14 protein-coding genes are annotated in these 16,882 nt (G+C 67.5%); 3 read left to right on the top strand and 11 right to left on the bottom strand.

The genetic code is table 11. The features are described from left to right. Positions 1-94 precede the first annotated feature (94 nt). Together NWF34_RS17590 and NWF34_RS17585 are read left to right on the top strand one after the other, a co-directional pair. On the top strand, positions 95-1,675 hold the full coding sequence (locus tag NWF34_RS17590) for an MFS transporter (RefSeq protein ID WP_258325640.1): 1,581 nt from the start codon (positions 95-97) through the stop codon (positions 1,673-1,675). A 153-nt stretch (positions 1,676-1,828) separates the two neighbouring features. Continuing rightward, a complete protein-coding gene (locus NWF34_RS17585) occupies positions 1,829-2,317 on the top strand; it encodes a DUF4442 domain-containing protein (RefSeq protein ID WP_236577724.1) in 489 nt (162 codons plus the stop codon). Here NWF34_RS17585 and NWF34_RS17580 read toward each other — a convergent pair. Further along, positions 2,314-2,895, bottom strand: a complete 582-nt coding sequence (locus tag NWF34_RS17580; RefSeq protein ID WP_159406031.1) for a TetR/AcrR family transcriptional regulator — start codon at positions 2,893-2,895, stop codon at positions 2,314-2,316. The genes NWF34_RS17585 and NWF34_RS17580 overlap by 4 nt on opposite strands. A 120-nt stretch (positions 2,896-3,015) precedes the next feature. Here NWF34_RS17580 and NWF34_RS17575 point away from each other — a divergent pair, with 120 nt between their 5' ends. Further along, positions 3,016-4,278, top strand: a complete 1,263-nt coding sequence (locus tag NWF34_RS17575; protein ID WP_159406017.1) for an oxygenase MpaB family protein — start codon at positions 3,016-3,018, stop codon at positions 4,276-4,278. Here NWF34_RS17575 and NWF34_RS17570 read toward each other — a convergent pair. The 10 genes from NWF34_RS17570 to NWF34_RS17525 form a co-directional block, all read right to left on the bottom strand. Continuing rightward, positions 4,230-4,862, bottom strand: coding sequence for a pyridine nucleotide-disulfide oxidoreductase (locus NWF34_RS17570; RefSeq protein ID WP_159406016.1), 633 nt, complete (start codon positions 4,860-4,862; stop codon positions 4,230-4,232). The genes NWF34_RS17575 and NWF34_RS17570 overlap by 49 nt on opposite strands. 186 nt (positions 4,863-5,048) lie before the next feature. Beyond that, complete coding sequence (locus NWF34_RS17565) at positions 5,049-5,747, bottom strand: TetR/AcrR family transcriptional regulator (RefSeq protein WP_159406015.1); 699 nt, start codon at positions 5,745-5,747, stop codon at positions 5,049-5,051. 45 nt (positions 5,748-5,792) lie between these two features. After that, positions 5,793-6,533: an ABC transporter ATP-binding protein gene (locus NWF34_RS17560; protein WP_096274748.1), complete on the bottom strand. Its 741-nt coding sequence runs from the start codon at positions 6,531-6,533 to the stop codon at positions 5,793-5,795. Continuing rightward, a complete protein-coding gene (locus tag NWF34_RS17555; protein WP_159406014.1) occupies positions 6,530-7,423 on the bottom strand; it encodes an ABC transporter ATP-binding protein in 894 nt (297 codons plus the stop codon). Before NWF34_RS17555 ends, NWF34_RS17560 begins: the two co-directional genes overlap by 4 nt. Further along, entirely contained in the window at positions 7,416-9,422 is a 2,007-nt protein-coding gene (locus NWF34_RS17550) for an ABC transporter permease (RefSeq protein ID WP_159406013.1), read from the bottom strand. The genes NWF34_RS17555 and NWF34_RS17550 overlap by 8 nt, the downstream gene beginning before the upstream one ends. Positions 9,423-9,571: 149 nt before the next feature. Beyond that, complete coding sequence (locus NWF34_RS17545; protein ID WP_096274746.1) at positions 9,572-10,840, bottom strand: ABC transporter substrate-binding protein; 1,269 nt, start codon at positions 10,838-10,840, stop codon at positions 9,572-9,574. A 341-nt stretch (positions 10,841-11,181) separates the two neighbouring features. Continuing rightward, entirely contained in the window at positions 11,182-12,345 is a 1,164-nt protein-coding gene (locus NWF34_RS17540) for a phosphatase PAP2 family protein (protein WP_159406030.1), read from the bottom strand. 181 nt (positions 12,346-12,526) lie between these two features. Continuing rightward, the gene (locus tag NWF34_RS17535) at positions 12,527-13,810 is read right to left on the bottom strand and encodes a hypothetical protein (protein WP_201450630.1); all 1,284 of its coding nucleotides are present in this window, start codon (positions 13,808-13,810) and stop codon (positions 12,527-12,529) included. Between the two features lie 191 nt (positions 13,811-14,001). After that, positions 14,002-14,637 carry a TetR family transcriptional regulator gene (locus NWF34_RS17530; RefSeq protein ID WP_159406012.1) on the bottom strand — a complete coding sequence of 212 codons (636 nt, stop codon included), beginning with the start codon at positions 14,635-14,637 and terminating at the stop codon, positions 14,002-14,004. A gap of 2 nt (positions 14,638-14,639) precedes the next feature. Beyond that, positions 14,640-16,856: an MMPL family transporter gene (locus NWF34_RS17525; protein WP_159406011.1), complete on the bottom strand. Its 2,217-nt coding sequence runs from the start codon at positions 16,854-16,856 to the stop codon at positions 14,640-14,642. Positions 16,857-16,882 lie beyond the last annotated feature (26 nt).

Genomic DNA, 16,882 nt, shown 5'->3' with positions numbered 1-16,882 from the left:
CCCCGGGCTGTTCGGGGCCCGGGGCGTGGCAATTCCGTGCCGCTGACGTGCGGAAGCCCTGCTCGGGCAGGGCTTCCGCACGTACGATTCACCGATGACGTCGACGACGCCCGAGGTCGAAACAGGCACGGCGCCGGCACGCGCGCGTGCGATTCTCATCGCGCTGATCCTCGTCGCGGGCGTGGCCAACATCAATCTCGCGGTCGCCAACGTCGCTCTGCCCGACATCGGCAAGGATCTCGACGCCAGTTCGACGCAACTGAACCTGATAGCCGTCGGATACTCGCTGGGCCTCGCCGCCTCGGTGTTGTACTTCGGTGCGCTGGGAGATCGTCACGGCCGCAAACGAATGCTCGTCTTCGGCATGGCACTGTCGATCCCGGCGTCGCTCGTCGCAGGGCTCGCGCCCACCATCGAGGTTCTCTTCGGTGCCCGCCTGGTCGGCGGTATCGCTGCGGGCCTGGCCTTCCCGACGACCCTCGCGGTGATCACCGCGCTGTGGTCGGGACCCAGGCGCACCAGGGCGATCGCCGCCTGGTCGGCGTTCGGCGGGGCGATCTCGGCGCTCGGCCCGTTGATGTCGGGTGCGCTGCTCGAGGTGTTCAGCTGGCACGCGGTGTTCCTGGTGACCCTGCCGCTGGCCGTTCTCGCGTTGGCGGCGGCGTGGCGGCTGGTGCCCACCGACACCGGTGACGAGGCGGCGGTCGTCGACAACCTCGGCGGTGTCGTCTCGATCGTGATGGTCGGCGCGCTGGTCCTCGCGATCAACTTCGCGCCCAACGGAGATCAGCGGCTCCAGGTCTACATCCTCGCCGTGATCGCGATCGTCGCCGGTGTCGGATTCGTCTGGCGGCAACTGCGCGTGCGTGTTCCGCTCTTCGACCTCCGGATCGCGGCCCGACGCACCTTCTGGGTCGCCGCGGTCGGCGGGCTCATCGTCTTCGGCACGCTGATGGGCGCGATGTTCATCGGCCAGCAGTACATGCAGAACGTGCTCGACTACTCGACCCTCGCCGCCGGCGCGACGATCCTGCCCGCCGCCGGTGCGATGGTCATCGTCGCGCCGCAGTCGGCCAAGCTCGTGCAGAGCATGGGATCGCGGTTCACCCTGCTGTCCGGTTACGCCTTCATCGTGGCCGGACTCGTGTTCGCGATGCTGACCTGGGACTCCCACGCCCACTTCTGGCACGTCGGCCTCGTCTACGTCCTCGTGGGTGTCGGTGTGGGACTGGCCGGGACCCCGGCCTCGCAATCGCTCACCGGATCGGTACCCGTCCAGCGGGCGGGCATGGCGTCGAGCATGTCGGATCTGCAGCGCGACCTCGGCGGGGCCATCCTGCAGTCGACACTCGGTGCCATCCTGACCGCCGGCTACGCGAACCAGCTGCGGGAGACCATCGCCGCGTCGCCGCAGGCCGACCAGATCACCGAGGAGACCGAAACCGCACTCACCAAGTCCTTCTCCAGTGCCGAGGTGCTGGCCGAACGCTATCCGCAGTACGCCGACCAGATCATCGGCGCCGCCCGGGACGCCTTCGTGCACGGGGACAACCGCGCCTACGGCGCCGCCGCGGTCATCGTGCTGGCGGGCGCCGCGATCGTGTTCTTCTTCTACCCGAAGCACGACGGCGAGCGCGCGGCGATGGCGGAGTACGCGAAGCAGCGCAGCCTCTGAGGTCCTCGCGGCGAGACAGGCCCGGTTCCTGCTGATTCTGTGGCAAGAACGCGGAAGGATCTCCATCGGGATGACGCTCGTCACTGTCGACCACGATCCTCTTGACGTTCCGCCGATCCGACCGCTTATCTGTCCTATGTAGGTCTACATAGGATGGGGTTCTCGAGAATGCGGATGACCGCGAAGAAGATGCGGCTCGGGATGAGTCTGTGGCCGCCGTACCTCGGTGCGGGCGTGCGCGTCACTCACATCGCCGACGACTGGTCGTCGGCCACGGTCACGTATCGGATCAGCAAGCTGAACCGGAACTACTTCGGAACCGCGTTCGGCGGGACGTTGTCGTCGATGACCGACCCGTTCTACGCACTTCTCCTGATGCATCAGCTCGGCAAGGGCTACGTCGTGTGGGATGCCGCCGGCGAGATCGACTACGTCAGTCCGGGGCAGGGTCGTCTCACCGCGACCATGATCGTCGATCCCGCGGTCGTGGAACAGATCCGCGTCGAGACCGCCTCCGGCCACAAGAGTCTCACGTGGTTCGAGACCGAGATCGTTGACGAGTCGGGGTCGGTCGTCGCACGCGTCCGTCGCCAGGTGTACGTCCGGAAGACGCTGGTGAAGCCCGGGGTCGCCGCGGCCTAGTTGCCGACGGCTCGCGAATCACTCGTGGTGTCGAAGGCCGCCAGCAACATTCGGGCTGCCATGGCGATCAGTGCCTCACGGTCGGCCTGCTGGGTTCGGCGGAGTGCGATGCGCAGACACAGGCTCGCGGTCGCACCCATGGTGAGGAAGACGAGGTCGTCGATCGCCCGATCGTCGAGGTCGGGACGCAGGCGTGAGGGCAGGATGCGGGCCAGGGGGAGCAGCGGCCCCTCGACCTCGGCCCAGGCGTCGCCGAAACCGTTGTTCTGGAGTTCGAGCGACGCCCGGAGTACCGATGCGTGGGATTCGAACGACGCCACGAGGGTCTCGACGACGATGGTCATCGCGTCGAGTGGCGGCTGGTCCAGGGCTCGTCCGATGCCGCTCGCGAGGGTGGCGGTGATGTCGTGGACCGCGGCGAGGCGTAGTTCCTCGACGATGGCGTCCATGTCGGCGAAGTAGCGGTAGACGGTGCCGATGCTGATGTGGGCTGCAGCGGCGAGTTCGGCGGTCGTCGGCCGCCGGTCCGGATGCCGGTCCAACAACGTGAGGGTAGAGGTGAGGAGAAGCCTCCTCATCTCGCGGCTGCGTTGCTGCCGTGGCGACTTCCGTGCCTGTTGAGTCGCCTTCTTCGATGACGGGGACGGGCTCATAGAAAGTGAATGGTAAGTGAGGATCGCTCGTGTTTTCATGGATTCATGAAGGGGATCCCGTCTGATCTGGTGAATGCCGACCTCGCGGTGCAGCGATACGGAGAGGCCGGGCGGGTCTGGCTCGACCAGATGTGGCTCGCCGATCCCCTCGCCGACGCGGTCGCGGCCGACTCGCACCCGGGCGGGTCGACGACCTCCGTGCTCCGGAACGCACTCGCCCACGGGATCTCCTCGCTCGACGAGTCCACCGATTCCATGCGCGCGCTGTTCACCTTCCTCGACGACGAGCCGGCCTGGGCCGACCACGACCGGATGGCCCGGGCCGCAGATGCGCTCATCGTCAACACCGCACCGCTCGGCATCGTGCTGGGCGCGGCATCACTGGTGCGCGGAGCGGGGAACACCATCGCCGCCAAGCCGCTCGCGACCACCGGGCGCTACGTGTCGCAGCCGGCGATGCGGTCGGTGGAGGTCGGGGAGTGGCTCAGCCAGGTCATCACGCCGGGCGGAATGCGCCGCGACGGCGACGGTTTCGCGTACACCGTGCGGGTCCGGATGATCCACGCGCATGTGCGGCAGATGCTGTGGAAGCGGGGCGACTGGGACGAAAAGGCTTGTGGCGTGCCGATTCCACAGCCGTACATGGCCTTCACGATCGCCGAGTTCGGGCACATCGCGATCGCCGCCATGCACACACTCGGGGTCCGGTTCACCGATCGGGAACTGGAGGACATCTACCATCTCTGGCGTTACGTCGGGCATGTCGTCGGCATGAGTCCAGAACTGAATCCGAGCTGCGAGGCCGATCATGTCCGCATCGAAGAGCTGTATCGCCTGACGTCGCCGGGACCCGGACCCGACGATCACGACTTCGTGGTCGCGCTCACCGAGGACTATCTCGTCCCGGAGCTCGCCAACGTGCTCCCCGGCCCGCGTGTCCTGCGAAACCGGTTGGCCACCAACATCATGTACGGGTTGCAGCGGGTGTTCATCGGCGACCACGACGCGGACGCCCTGGGTATCCCGGACGGGACGATCAAGCACGTTCTCGGTCGGGTCGGTCCGGCCCTCGCGTTGGCCGGCTCGGCACAGCGCCGGGGCGGCGCACGGCGAGCCCGTGCGCGGATCGAGAAGGCCTATCGCGTGCGCGATGCGGAGATGGCCCGGATGCGCGTCGACTACCGGGTCGGTCACGGCCTGGTAGACGCGGCGGCGAACTCCGCATCGTCGGGCCAGCCGCCGGTGGCCGAGCCGGCGACTCAGCCGCCGAATTCGCCTGCGGCGGTGACATCCTCGGTCAGGCAGTAACCGATCGACGCCGGCTGCGTGAAGGTCCACCTGGTCTGATCCCCGGGGCAGGTGATAGATCCGTCGCCACGGCTGACCGTCTTGGCGATGATCGTGTTCTCCACCGGCGAGGTGCTGCATTCGACCTCGCGGTAGTCGGCGAGTTCTCCGCCGTTGAGTGGGATCTGATAGCAGGTGTCGGTCGCGAAATTCGGTGTCATGCAGAGCTTCTGGTCACCTCCGCTGAAGGTGAGGCTCGAGGTGTAGTCGGCGGTGCATTCCGCACCGGAACTCACCTTGTCGGCGGCGTAGAACGTCAGCCCCTCGGTGCCCTCGCAGTCCTCTTTGGTCGCGGCCACCTTGCCCTCGCCGTCCTCCTCACCGATCTGCAGGCACTCGCCGACATCGATGTCGGAGGCCTCCTCGACCGTCTGGGTGCCGACGCTGAAGCTGCACGCCGCAAGGGCACTGAAGCCCAGGCAGGCCACGATGACGGTGGCGCGGCGACCGATCTGCCACAGCGGCCGGCGCGGGCCGGGAAGCGGGCCGATCTCCTCGGTCTCGAGCTGATCGGTGTCGGACTGGATGTTCTGCGGACGCGACATGGTGTTCCTCTCCTGGGCGGCCGTGGTCCGGGGGTACCGGGGGCGGTTCGACCGCGGGGGTTCGTGTGACAGGAGAAAGAATCGCCCGGCCCGCTTGCGGGAAACTTGGGGTCGACTTGTCCGGGTCTTGGATACGGGCCCGGGACCGGCCGCCGATCGTGCGGGCGACGCCGGGTGATTCGGCTGTCAGTGCTGTTCGAGGGAGGCGTCGAGCGCTTGGAGTTGTTCCGGCCGGACGTCCCGGAGTACGGCCATGGTGGCGGTGACCGCGAGGTCACACGCCTCGTCGATGCCGGCGCCGTCGACGATGAGCGCACGGTGCGCGACGTCGAGGCTCATGCCCAGCAGCAGGGACGCGAGCGTGTCCGCGCCGGCCGCGATGTCGGCGCCCTGTTCGGCGTAGTTCTGTCGGAGCCGGGCGGAGATACGCGGTTCGAGCGCCGCGTACAAGCGCCGGTTGCCGCCTCCGCCCTCGCTGTGTCCCATCAGCACGCGGAGGCCCGCGGGGTGGTTGCGGGCGTAATCGAACAGGCACCGCACCGAATGGCGGGCACGCGCCCCGTAGGGCATGTCCTCGCTCTCGTCGTAGACGCGGAACATGAACGAGGTGAAGATCTCGAGTTCGCGGGCGATGACGCGTGAGACGAGCTCGTCGCGGGACCCGAAATGGGCGTAGAGGGTCACCCGCGTGGTGCTGCCGCGTTCGGCGATCGAGGTCATGGTCGCGCGGTCGGCGCCCACCTCGGCGATCACCTCGCAGGCGGCGTCCAGCAACTCCTCGTCGGTCGGACGGTTGCGGGTGCTGCGCGCGGGGCGGTCACGCCCGACGCGCCGGCGAGCGGACCCGTCGGTCCCGTTCGCGTTCTGATCGTCGGCGATGACCACGTCGTCCCCGGATTCGTTCGGTGGTGTCGTTCGTCGTGACCGGTCTCAGGAGGCCTGTTCTTCGATGGTGCGGCCGAAGTACGCGGCCTCCACCTTGTCCCGTCGGCTGCGCAGTTCGGCGGCGCTCGCCGACAGGGCCACCCGGCCGTGGTGCAGGACGATCGCCGAGTCGGCGATCCCGAGCGCGAGGTCGATGTGCTGTTCGACGAGGACCACCGCCATCTGGTGTTCGTCGGCGAACGAGCGGAGCCGCGGAAGCAGATCCTGCACGGCCACCGGCGACAGGCCGAGACTCATCTCGTCGATGAGCAGAACCCGCGGACGCGCGAGCAGGGCCTTGGCGAGGGCGAGCATCTGCTGCTCACCGCCGGAGAGGTTGCCGCAGTGCCGCGAACGCATGGTCTTCAGTTTCGGGAAGTACTCGAAGACGGTGTCGAGGTCGGTGCCGTTCTTGCGTTTGGCGAGCCGCAGGTTGTCCGAGACCGACAGCTTGTGGAAGAGACCGCGGGTGTCGGGGACCAGGGTCACTCCACGGCGCGCGTTGCGTTCGATGTGGTGGTCGATCGGCTCGCCCAGCGCGGTGACGGAGCCCGACATCAGCGGCAGTGCGCCGACGGCGGCGAGCAGGGTCGTCGTCTTGCCGGCACCGTTGGGCCCGAGCAGGGCGAGGATCTCCCCTGGGCGGACCGAGGCACTCAAGCCGCGTACCGCCGGCACACCGCCGTAACCGACGGTGATGTCGTCGAGTTCGAGGACGGGCTTCGCGGCGGAGGTGTCGGTGCTCATCGGTTCTCCTCGGGCGCGTCGGTGGGGGAGGGTTGGGTGCCGGTGGCGGGATCGGATGGGGCACCGGACGAATCCGCCGCGTCGAGTTCGGCGACGACATCCGGGTCGACCTCCGGGCTTCCCAGGTAGGCGGAGATCACCGCCGGGTCGTCCTGGATGGCGGCGGGTGTGCCGCTGGCGATGACCTTTCCGAAGTCGAGCACGTAGAGGCGGTCGCAGACGTCCAGGACCAGCGACATGTCGTGGTCGATGAGCAGGATGCCGATGCCGGTGGCGGCGATGCGCCGCAGTTCGGCGCCGAAGTCACGGCTCTCGTGGGTGTCGAGGCCCGCGGCGGGCTCGTCGAGCAGGACGAGCCGTGTCCCACCGACCAGCGCCCGGGCGACGCCCACCAACTTCTGTTGTCCCAGAGTGAGTTCGCCGGGCAGCTGATCGGCGGCGTCGCGCAGGCCGACCAGGTCGAGTGCCCGATCGATGGTCTCGGCGGGCGGCCGCGAACCGTTGACGACGTCGGACAGCATCGCGCGCAGACCGACGGGCTGGACGGCGACGGCCAGGTTCTGGGAGACGGTGAGGTCGGTGAACAGCTCACCGGCCTGCCACGTGCGTGCCATACCCGCTCGGCGCCGACGGTGCGGCGACGCCTTCTCCAGGCGTTCACCGGCGAGTGAGACCGTGCCGGTCGCCTTGGTGAACCCGGTGACGGCGTCGACGAAGGTGGTCTTGCCCGCGCCGTTGGGGCCGATCAGTCCGACGATCTCGCCGGCGCCGACGGTGATGTCGACATCGGAATTGGCGCTGACTCCGCCATATCGGACGGAGAGCCCGCCGGTTCGGAGCAGCGCGGTCCCGTCCAGGACGGCGGTATCGGATGCGGTCGACTCAGACATGGACACCTGCCTGTGTGCTCTGCGCCGCGCCGGGCGCCTCGGTTTTGGGGTCTGGTTTCCGGTGCCGCAGGGCCCGGATCTTGTCACCGAGTTCCGACGCCGCCCCGGCCACGCCGACGGGGTTGAGCACAGCCATCAGCAGGAGGCTGCCGGCGGCGATGAGTTCGTAGTACTCACCGAGACTGAGGGTCTGGGTGAGGAACACATAGCCGACGCCGAGCGGACCGATGATGCCGGCGATGACGGCGCCGGCGAACGAGGTGATGCCGCCGACGTAGGTCATCGCGAGCAGGGTCAGGCCGATCATGACGGTGAACGAACCGGCCGAGAGCTGCCCGCGGCTGTAACCGATCAGACAGCCGCCGATGCCGGCGAGGAAGGCCGACAGGGCGAAGCCGAGGAGTTTCGTTGCGGCGACGTTGATCCCGACCGACGCCGCGGCGCGCTCGTTGGAACGGACCGCGAGGAACGCGCGGCCGGTCGAGCCGCCCATGAACCGAAGGACGACGAGGGTGGCGATCGCGACGACGACGAGGACCATCAGCGCGAACCGAAGGGTGACGAGATTGGTGCCGTCGCGTACCCCGAGGTCGATGCCGAAGATCGTCGGGTCGGCGATCATGTTGCCCTCGAATGCCGTGATGGCGGGGTTGTTGAACACGAAACTCTGGATCGCCAGTGCCGCTGCCAGGGTCACCACCGCGAGCTGCGCGCCGCGGATGCGGAGGGCCGGGACGCCGACCAACACGCCTAGACCGGTCGCGATGAGTGCCGCGAACAGCATGCTGAACGGGAACGGCACGTTCCAGTTGGTGGTCAGCTTCGACAGGGCGAATCCGGCGGCACCGGCAAAGGCCATGGACGCCAACGAGATCTGGCCGAGGTAACCGGTCAGCAGAACCAGCGACAGGGCGATGAGGGAGAGGATCACCGAGGTGACCACGCCGAACCGCCAGGTGCCGGAGGTGAGCAGGATCGCGATGACGACGGCTGCGATGATCGCGACGGTCGGGATGATCCGGATGCGCGGGATGCGCACCGCGGGCATGCGCACCTCGCCGAGCGATCCGCGCGACGGGATACGGCCGCCGAGGAGGAACAGTGCGACGACCACGATGACGAAGGGCACGGCGTCGCCGAGTCCGGCCTGCGCCCATTCCGGCCACCAGCTCTTGGTGGCGAGCCAGGAGATGACCGACTGGAAGGCTCCGAGCACAAGGCCTGCGGCGCACGCGATCCCGAAGGAGGTCAGCCGCCCGACCAGGGCGACGGCGAGTGCGGGGATGACGAAGAACGTGTAGCTCGTGACGGTCAGTCCGATGGTGAACGAGGCGAGCACGACGATCAGACCCGTTGCCGCGCCGGTGATCGCCCACACGATGGCGGCGAGACGGTCGGGGGAGTAGCCGGACAGGCGGGCGGCGAGTTCGTCCTCGGACCCGGCGCGCGTCGCGACACCGAGGGTGGTGAGCCGGAAGTAGGCCCACAGCAGCAGGGACACCGCGATGGCGACGCCGGCGAGGATCAGATCGGAGACGTTGACGACGGCACCGCCGATCTCGACGGTGGTTTCCGGCAGGATCGACTGGGCGAAGAGGTTTTCCGTGTCGAAGCGCAACTGGACGAGGGCCTGCAGGAACAACATGAGACCGACCGACGCGACCACCTGCGCCAGCACGGGCGCGTGTCGCAGGGGCCGGAAGACGAGGACATGCGCCAGCAGCGCCCAGACCACGGCACTGACCACACCGAGGACCAGTGCCAGTTCCATCGACGTGGGGTTGTCCTCACTGCCGAGACTCACGGTGCCGATGGGCAGGACGAGACTGCCGTCCGTGCGTAACGCCGCGACGAGATAGACCGAGTAGAGGCCGATGGCGCCCTGGGCAAAGTTGATGATGCCGGTGGCGGCATAGATGCCGACCAGGGATGACGCGAGTACCGAATAGATGGCACCGGCGGCTAGCCCGAGGAAGGCGAACTGGAGGAACTGGCCCATGTGGCGTACTCATTCGTTCGGCGCGTGTGCATCTCACGCGGTCGGATGGCGCGGACGGGTGGACGTGCCACCCGGAGATCGGTTCGTGGAGAGCGGGTGCGGTGGGACGCGCCTCGGGTCGAGGCCCGCCCCACCGCGCGGTGTATCGCTCAGTAGGCGCCCGGGATGCGCTGGAGCGCTGCCGGGAGCGGGGTGATGAAACCGCCGGTGGCGGGCTCGGTCTTCTTGTCACCGACGACGTTGAACAGCAGCATCTCGGTGGTGCAGTTCGGGGTCGTCGTCTTGCCGCAGGTCAGCTTCGGGCCGATGAAGGACTGGTAGTCCTTGATCGCCTTGAGGGTGCGCAGGACGCTCGGCCCGGTGTACTCGGTGAGCTTCGCGTTGCCGACCGTGGTCGCGAAGTCCGCGAGGATCGAGAACGTGCCGTAGGCGTAGAAGCCGGCGGTGCCGTTCTGATCGTCGATGAACTTCTGTGCGGTCTCCAGGTTGCCCTTGACCTCCGCTGGGGTGGCGTCGAGGGCGGGCGGCTGCCAGAACGGAGAGTAGGTCTGTGCGCCGACCGCCTGCGCGCCGAGCGTGTCGATGAAGTCGGTGCACGCGGCCATGAACATGGTCCCCTCGTACTTCACCGAGCGCAGCGACTGTGCCAGCTTGGTGCAGACGTTGTCGTTGGGGGAGGTCATGAGTCCGGCGGCGGCCGGATTGCCCTCGGCGAGCTGGCTGGCCAGCTGCGTGAAGTTGGGGCCGGTCGGCGGGTAGTAGACCGACTTCACGTCGATGCCGAGCTGTGCGCCGAGCGGTTTCATGAGCCCGTCGAAGACCTGGTGGGCCTGGGGAAGATCCGCGTTCGCCAGGGTCAGTGACGTCTTGCCCTCGGCTTTGAGCTGCTGCATGAAGCCGACGAGGAACGCGGCCGGCGGTGGACCGAAGTACACGCGGTTCGCCGGCGATGCCCCGGTGATGGTGCTGAACGGGATCTGGCCGACCAGCGGGATCTTCGCGGCGGTGAGAATCGGTACGGCGGCGGCGGATTCGGCGTTGAAACCGTCGATCGCGGCGACCACGCCGGCCTCGACGAACTGGTTGGCGCAGGACACCGTCGACTCGGGTGCGGTCTGGTCGATGCCACAGTCGACGATCTCGATGGGACGGCCGTTGATGCCGCCGATCTGGTTGTTGATGTAATCGACGGCCGCCTGCTTGCCGGTCGTGACCCCGGGCTGTGTGGCCGGGCCCTTCGAAGGGTTGAACAACCCGACCTTGATCGCTTCGCCGGAGGCCTTGGCGCCGCTGGAATCCGCGGCGGAGCCATTCGATCCGCCGTCGTCGCTGCTACACGACACGACCGAGAAGACGCACGCCGCGGCGACGGCGACCGCCGCCAACCGACCGGCTCTTCGAGAGTTCGACAAACGCATGTTTCGACTGCCTTTCCCGATGATCTCCGGGCACGACGAAGCAGCCCGAGAACGAGGGCATGACGACATCGCCCCGGCGGGGCTTGAGGGTGATTGAGTTCGTTAACCCAGTCGTCGGACTGGATCCGAGGTTCGGCACCGTCCGCCCTGGTCACGGGCGGTGAGTCCCCGTCGGGTGTGACGTGGACCACCCGAAAATTAGCCGTATCCTTACGGCGGTGTCAAGCTGTTCCGGCAAACTGGACTCACACTGGTCCAATCGGCACGCCGAACTGGCGCGTTCGGCGAGTTCGCAACGCGCAGTGGGGCAAACGATTCAGTAAGAAAAGTGGAGCGGGTCGTCAGTGAACGGTGACGTCGCCGTCGCGGTCGACGGTCACGCGCGCGGTGTAAGCCCGCACGAGGTCGAGTCGCTGCCAGGAGGCGCGTCCCGGCCGCTGGTCGTCGAGTGGGTACCCGGCGGGATGTGCGGTCGCGACGAGGATCTGGCGACGCTGCGCGTCCGACAGCGACGGGAAGGCCGGTGCGATCATGTCGACGGCCTGCTGCGGAACGACCATCCGATGGGTGGGTGAGGCAACGCGACCGAAGCCGTACGTGAGGCGATCGGTGTAGATGCGCCTCGCCTCGGCGTCGGTCAGATACGGGGTGTCCTGCTCGATGCAGATGGGCAGCGGGGCGCCGCAACGCCATTCGAGTTCACGACGGATCTCGGTGGCGGACGCGCGGAGCAGTCGGTTGAAGCCCGGGTCGTTCCACCGGTCGGCGGCCGCCGCCTGCCCGACCATCGCACCCCCGATCACGTCGAGCGGGTAGTGCACACCGAGGACGATGCGGTGATATCCACCCTCGGAAGCGCGCGTGAGGAACTGCGGGGCGAACTCGGGAAGCATCAGCGCGAGAAGGGTTCCGCGCCAGAAGAACATGCCCGCGTGTCCCGACGGGAAGGACGGATTGGTTCCGAGGGCGTCGTACTCGTTCGCGCCGGCGCGTGTGTACTTCCGGATTCGCGTGGGGGCGACGACGAACGGGCGGTCGTTGTCGAACACGTACTTCTCGACGAGTGTCGTGTTGGCGAGGCCGCCACCGCGTGCCAGGTAGTCACTGAAGATCGCCTTGGTCTTGGGCAGCCGGCCGGCGGCCAGTGCGTCCCGGAAGTGGCGTCCGAGCTGCTGCCCGAACGCATCCGACATCGTCACGAGCGGATCGTCGTGGGCGTCGGTGAGGGCGCGTCGCTGCAGGGCGGGATCGTCGGCCGCGGCCTGGTTGATCGCCACGACCTTGTCGAGGTTCTGCGCCATGATCTCGGGATGGTCCCGGCGCAGCGCGCTGAACGTCTCGATCGGTTGTAGGTAGATGCCGCCCGGGAATGAGGAGACGTCCGACGGGTACAGCCGTGCCAGGTCGCCGATCGGGAACGGCGCGGGCGCGGGTTTCGCCGGTGCGGCCTGCGTGGGCGCGACCAGTGCAGCGGTGGCGGCGACGGCGGCCGCGGTCGCGATCAGCGGCGCCAGCAACCGTGAGAGGGTCCGTCGCCGCGGGCGACGTGCGGGAGTCGTGCGGGGACGGGCGGCGCTGTCCGAGATCACTACCCGATCGTAGAGGTTGTTCGCCGGTCGAACGGCCGGGGCGTCGGGGTGCCCCCTGCCGGACTCGTTGAGGCGGCCCCCGGCGGAGGAGGAGGTGTCAGCAGGCCGGGCTACCGGGGAAGGCCGGCACACCGAGACGACAGCCGACCGAGGTGACCGCGCGGAGACGGGCTTCCGGGTTGCGGCGCTCGAGGGCTGGCAGCAGGCCGTTGGTCACGACCGCGGTCTTCACGACCGGCGTGGTCGCCGACGGGTCCAGGGTGCCGCGGAGGCGGGCGAAGTTCACCAGCTCGTCGTAGACCATGGACAGGGTCGCCTCGGTCGTGCGGTCCTGCTGCTCGAGCTTGCCGAAGTCCACTCCGGTTTCGAACTCGTGGCGCACCGCGTGCGGCCCCTGATCGCATCCCGGCACCAACAGGTCGATGTCGAACGCGCGCTGGCGCGGCGTCGGCGGGGTGATGCGTCCTTCGTCGGTGCACACGTGGTGCGAGATGCGGTCGCCGAGCGCGTGGATGTAGATGCCGGTCCGCGCATTGGCCGACTGGTTGCCGATGTAGGAGTCGAACCGGTCCGAGGTCACCCCGTCGGAGATGACCTGGCGGCCGGTCATGTTCTGGAAGGGGATGTCGATCGGATCGACGAGGCTGTACTGACCGTTGATCGGAACAGGCTGCTCACCGCCGTAACAGGTTGCGCCGGTGGCGTAGTCGCCGGTGGCCGTGCGGTTCGTGAAACCGCCGGTGCACAGCGGTGCGGCGCTGCCCGGGCCGTCCATCGCCCACTTGCGGATGTGGGTGAGCATCACCTCGTGCCGCGGGTCGTTCACGTTGGGCCGCAACCCGTTCGGCTGGGGTGTTCGGGGTCCGCGCATCGTCGGCAGGAAGTGGAACAGGAAGCCGCCGGTCGCGAAGTGGGTGCGTACGAGGCCGCCGATGTCCTTCGTGGTGAGTGCTCCAGCGTTCGGGAGAGGATTCCCGCGCATGTCACGGGGAACGAAGGTGCCCAGGTCGGTCGCCTCGCTGTACGCGGCGATCCAGTAGGCGTCGCGCACGGAGAATCCGACCTTGCGCGCGATGATGTAGGTCGAGTCGGTGTGCACCAGACTGCGCCCGCCGAGCGGCTGGCGAAGCGTGTAGGCGTAACGGAGGAATGCGCGTGCCCCGCAGATCGGATCGTTCGGGTTGTCGGGTGGGCAGGCGACCGGCAGCGGTCCGCAGCTGTGCGGTGGAGCCCCCGGCGTGTAGCAGATGTCCTCGGCGAAACCCCGGGCCGTCGGTGGCGAGGCTGCGATGAGCGATGTCGCGGTGAGGGCGAATGTCAGTGCAGAAACCGCGAGAGTGCGTGGCCAGAGCCTGATCTGGAGGCGTCGGGTGAGTCGCATGCTGAGCCCTCCTGCGCGGATCAGCTCATCGTAGGTCGGGTCGCACCGGCGCACTGCGACATTCGGAAACGCTCGAGAAAGCCGTTCCGGAAATGTGCCCCTGAAATCGACCCTCCTCAGGCCGGCCGTCGACAATATATGTCGCCGGGTCGGCTGTGGTGGGTGCTCTTCAGGGGCTGTTTTCAGAGGGATCAGTCGAGCGGAAGCCCCTGCTCGAGAAGGTCGATGGCCCGCAGGGTCGTTTCGATCTGCGGCTGCGTGGAACTCTCCTCGGCCTGGGCCGCGAGGCGGAAGGTCACGCCGGCCACCGCGTCGAGGAACACTCCGAGCGCGAAGTCGTCGGCGTCGCGGCCGAGATAGTCGGCGAGGAGCTGTCGCATCCCGGCCATCGTTCGCTCGACCTCGACGTGAAAGGTCTTCTGCAGCAGTGGTTCCGATCGGATCAGTTGCATCCGTAGGGGATTGCCCACCCACGGATCGTCGGCGGTGAGGCGGTCCAGTTCGGTGAACAGCCGGCGGATGAGGTCGAAGTGCCCGAGGCCTCGGGGCATCGACTCGACGATCGCACGAGCCTCGGCCTCGAAATGTTCCCCACCCACGACCACCTGCTCTTTGGTGGGGAAGTAGCGGAAGAACGTCATGTGGGAGACACCGGCGGCCTCGGCGATCTGCTCGACGGTCGTCTTCGCGTAGCCCTGTTCGGAGATCAGGTGCAGGGCGGCCTCACGAATGGCGTTGCGGGTACGCATCTTCTGCTGCTCGCGCAACCCGGGCCGACGCCCCGGGCGGTTGCCCGGGACGTCGGTGTGGGATCGTGCCGTGGACACGGTCAGCCCGCCGGTACCGGCGTCTTCGTGTCGTCGGGATCCTCGAGTCCACGGTGGCGGACCGACTCGCCCTCGATGTCGAAGTTGATGACGAGTTTGTCGAGCCAGCGCGGCAGGGTCCAGGCGCGGTCGCCGAGGAGGGCGATCACGGCCGGGACGACCAGCATGCGGATCACGAAGGCGTCGAACAGGACTGCCGAGGCGAGGGCGAAGCCCATCATCTTGGCGGTCGTCTCCGGGGACAGCATGAACGCGGCGAAGACGCTGATCATGATGATCGCCGCCGACGTCACCACACGGGCGCCGTGCCGGTAGCCCGCGACGATGGCCTCCTTGGCGGTCATGCCGTGGATGTACTCCTCGCGCATTCGGGTCACCAGGAACACTTGGTAGTCCATCGCCAGACCGAAGACCACACCGATCAGGAAGATCGGCAGGAACGAGATGATCGGCTGGGTGTGCGAGATGATGCCGAACCAGCCCTCCTGGAAGATCGCGACCGTGATGCCGAAGGTCGCGAGCACGGAGAAGATGAAGCCGAGCGTGCCGATCAGCGGCACCCACAGGGAGCGGAAGACGCCGATCATGATGAGGAACGCCAGACCGACGACGACGATCAGATAGGGGATCAGCGCGTCGTCGAGTTTCTGCGACAGATCCGACATGATCGCGGTCTGTCCACCGACATGCAGTTCGGCGCCCTGCTCGTCGACAACCGGTGCGTACGCACGGATGTTCTCCATCAGCGTGTGGGTCGCCGGCGAGGACGGTGCGCTCTTCGGCGTGACGGTGATCAGTGCGGTGTTGCCGTTCTGTCCGCCGTCGTTGCCGATCCAGGTGAGCGACTCGGGGTTGACGACGTCCTTCAGGGTGGAGATGTGCTTGACGGCGTCGTCTGCGGCGGGCGCGATCGGGGCGTCGTCGTCGTGCAGGATGACGAGCAGCGGGCCGTTGATGCCCTCACCGAAACCCTTGCTCAGCAATGCCTGCGCGGGAGCCTCGTCCTCGGTCGACAGCGACAGGCCCAGTTCCATCTTCGTGGCCGGGATGGCCGCCGCGGCGAGTGCGAGGAGTCCGATGATGATGAACGGGATCGGCGCCTTGACGACGGTGCGGCCGAGGCGGACGCCCAGGGTGTCGCCGTCCTCGGACTGTTCGGCGTGCTTGATCCACGGGATCTTCGGACGGAAGGCGTGACGACCGAAGGCACCCAGGAGAGCGGGGATGAGGGTGAGTGCGGCAAGCACTGCGATCAGGACGGCAACGGCGGCGCCGGCACCCATCTGGGTGATGATCGGGATGCCGATGACCACGAGGGCGACGACCGCGATGATGACCGTGAGGCCGGCGAACACGACGGCCGATCCGGCCGTTCCGACCGCGCGGCCGGCAGCGTCCGCCGCATCACCGCCCCGGCTCAGTTCGGCTCGGTACCGAGACACGATGAACAGCGCGTAGTCGATGGACACGGCGATGCCGAGCATGGTGACGATCGCGGTCGCCGACTGGTTGATCGAGAGCAACTCGGCCGACAGGGTGAGCAACATGATGGTGATCGCCACGCCGACGATGGCGGTGACCAGCGGGATGAACGCGGCGATCAGGGCGCCGAAGGCGACGATCATGACCACGAACGCGATGGCGAAGCCGATCAGCTCGGCGGCGCCGCCCTGTTCCATCACCTGCATCAGCGCGCCGGTGGCCTCGACCTGCAGACCATTGCCGCGGTTTTCGTCGAGAATCTTGACGAGCTGTTCCTTGTTCTCGGTCGTCAGATCCATGATCGTGATGTTCTGACGGACCTGGATCAAGCCGACGCGACCGTTGTCGCCCAGGACGGATGCGGCGACGGCCGGGTCGACGGCAGCAGCCATCACCGGGTTCACCACGGTCTCCGGGGCGATGACGTCCGGCAGCGTGCGGAGATCCTCGGCCAGCTTGTTGATCTGCTCGGTGTGATTCTGCAGGCCGTCGTTCGCGGCCACGACGATGCTCGTGGACGCGCGTTCCTGCTCCTTCATGACCTGCGGGAAGTACTCCTGCACCTGCTCGGTGGCGGTGCCCGAATCGGTCCCGGGCAGGCTGAAGTCCTGGGCGAACTTCGGCTTCAGCACGCCGACGAGCGAGACGACCGCGATCATCGCGATCAGCCAGACCGCTATGACGGCCCACTTGTGCCGGAAGGAGAACCTCCCGAGCTTGAACAGATACGACGCCATGGCGTGGTGAACCCTTTCGGTTTTCG

Source organism: Gordonia sp. GONU, from assembly GCF_024733855.1.
GTDB classification, from domain to species: Bacteria; Actinomycetota; Actinomycetes; order Mycobacteriales; family Mycobacteriaceae; genus Gordonia; species Gordonia amicalis.
This window is presented reverse-complemented; position numbering and strand designations above follow the sequence as displayed.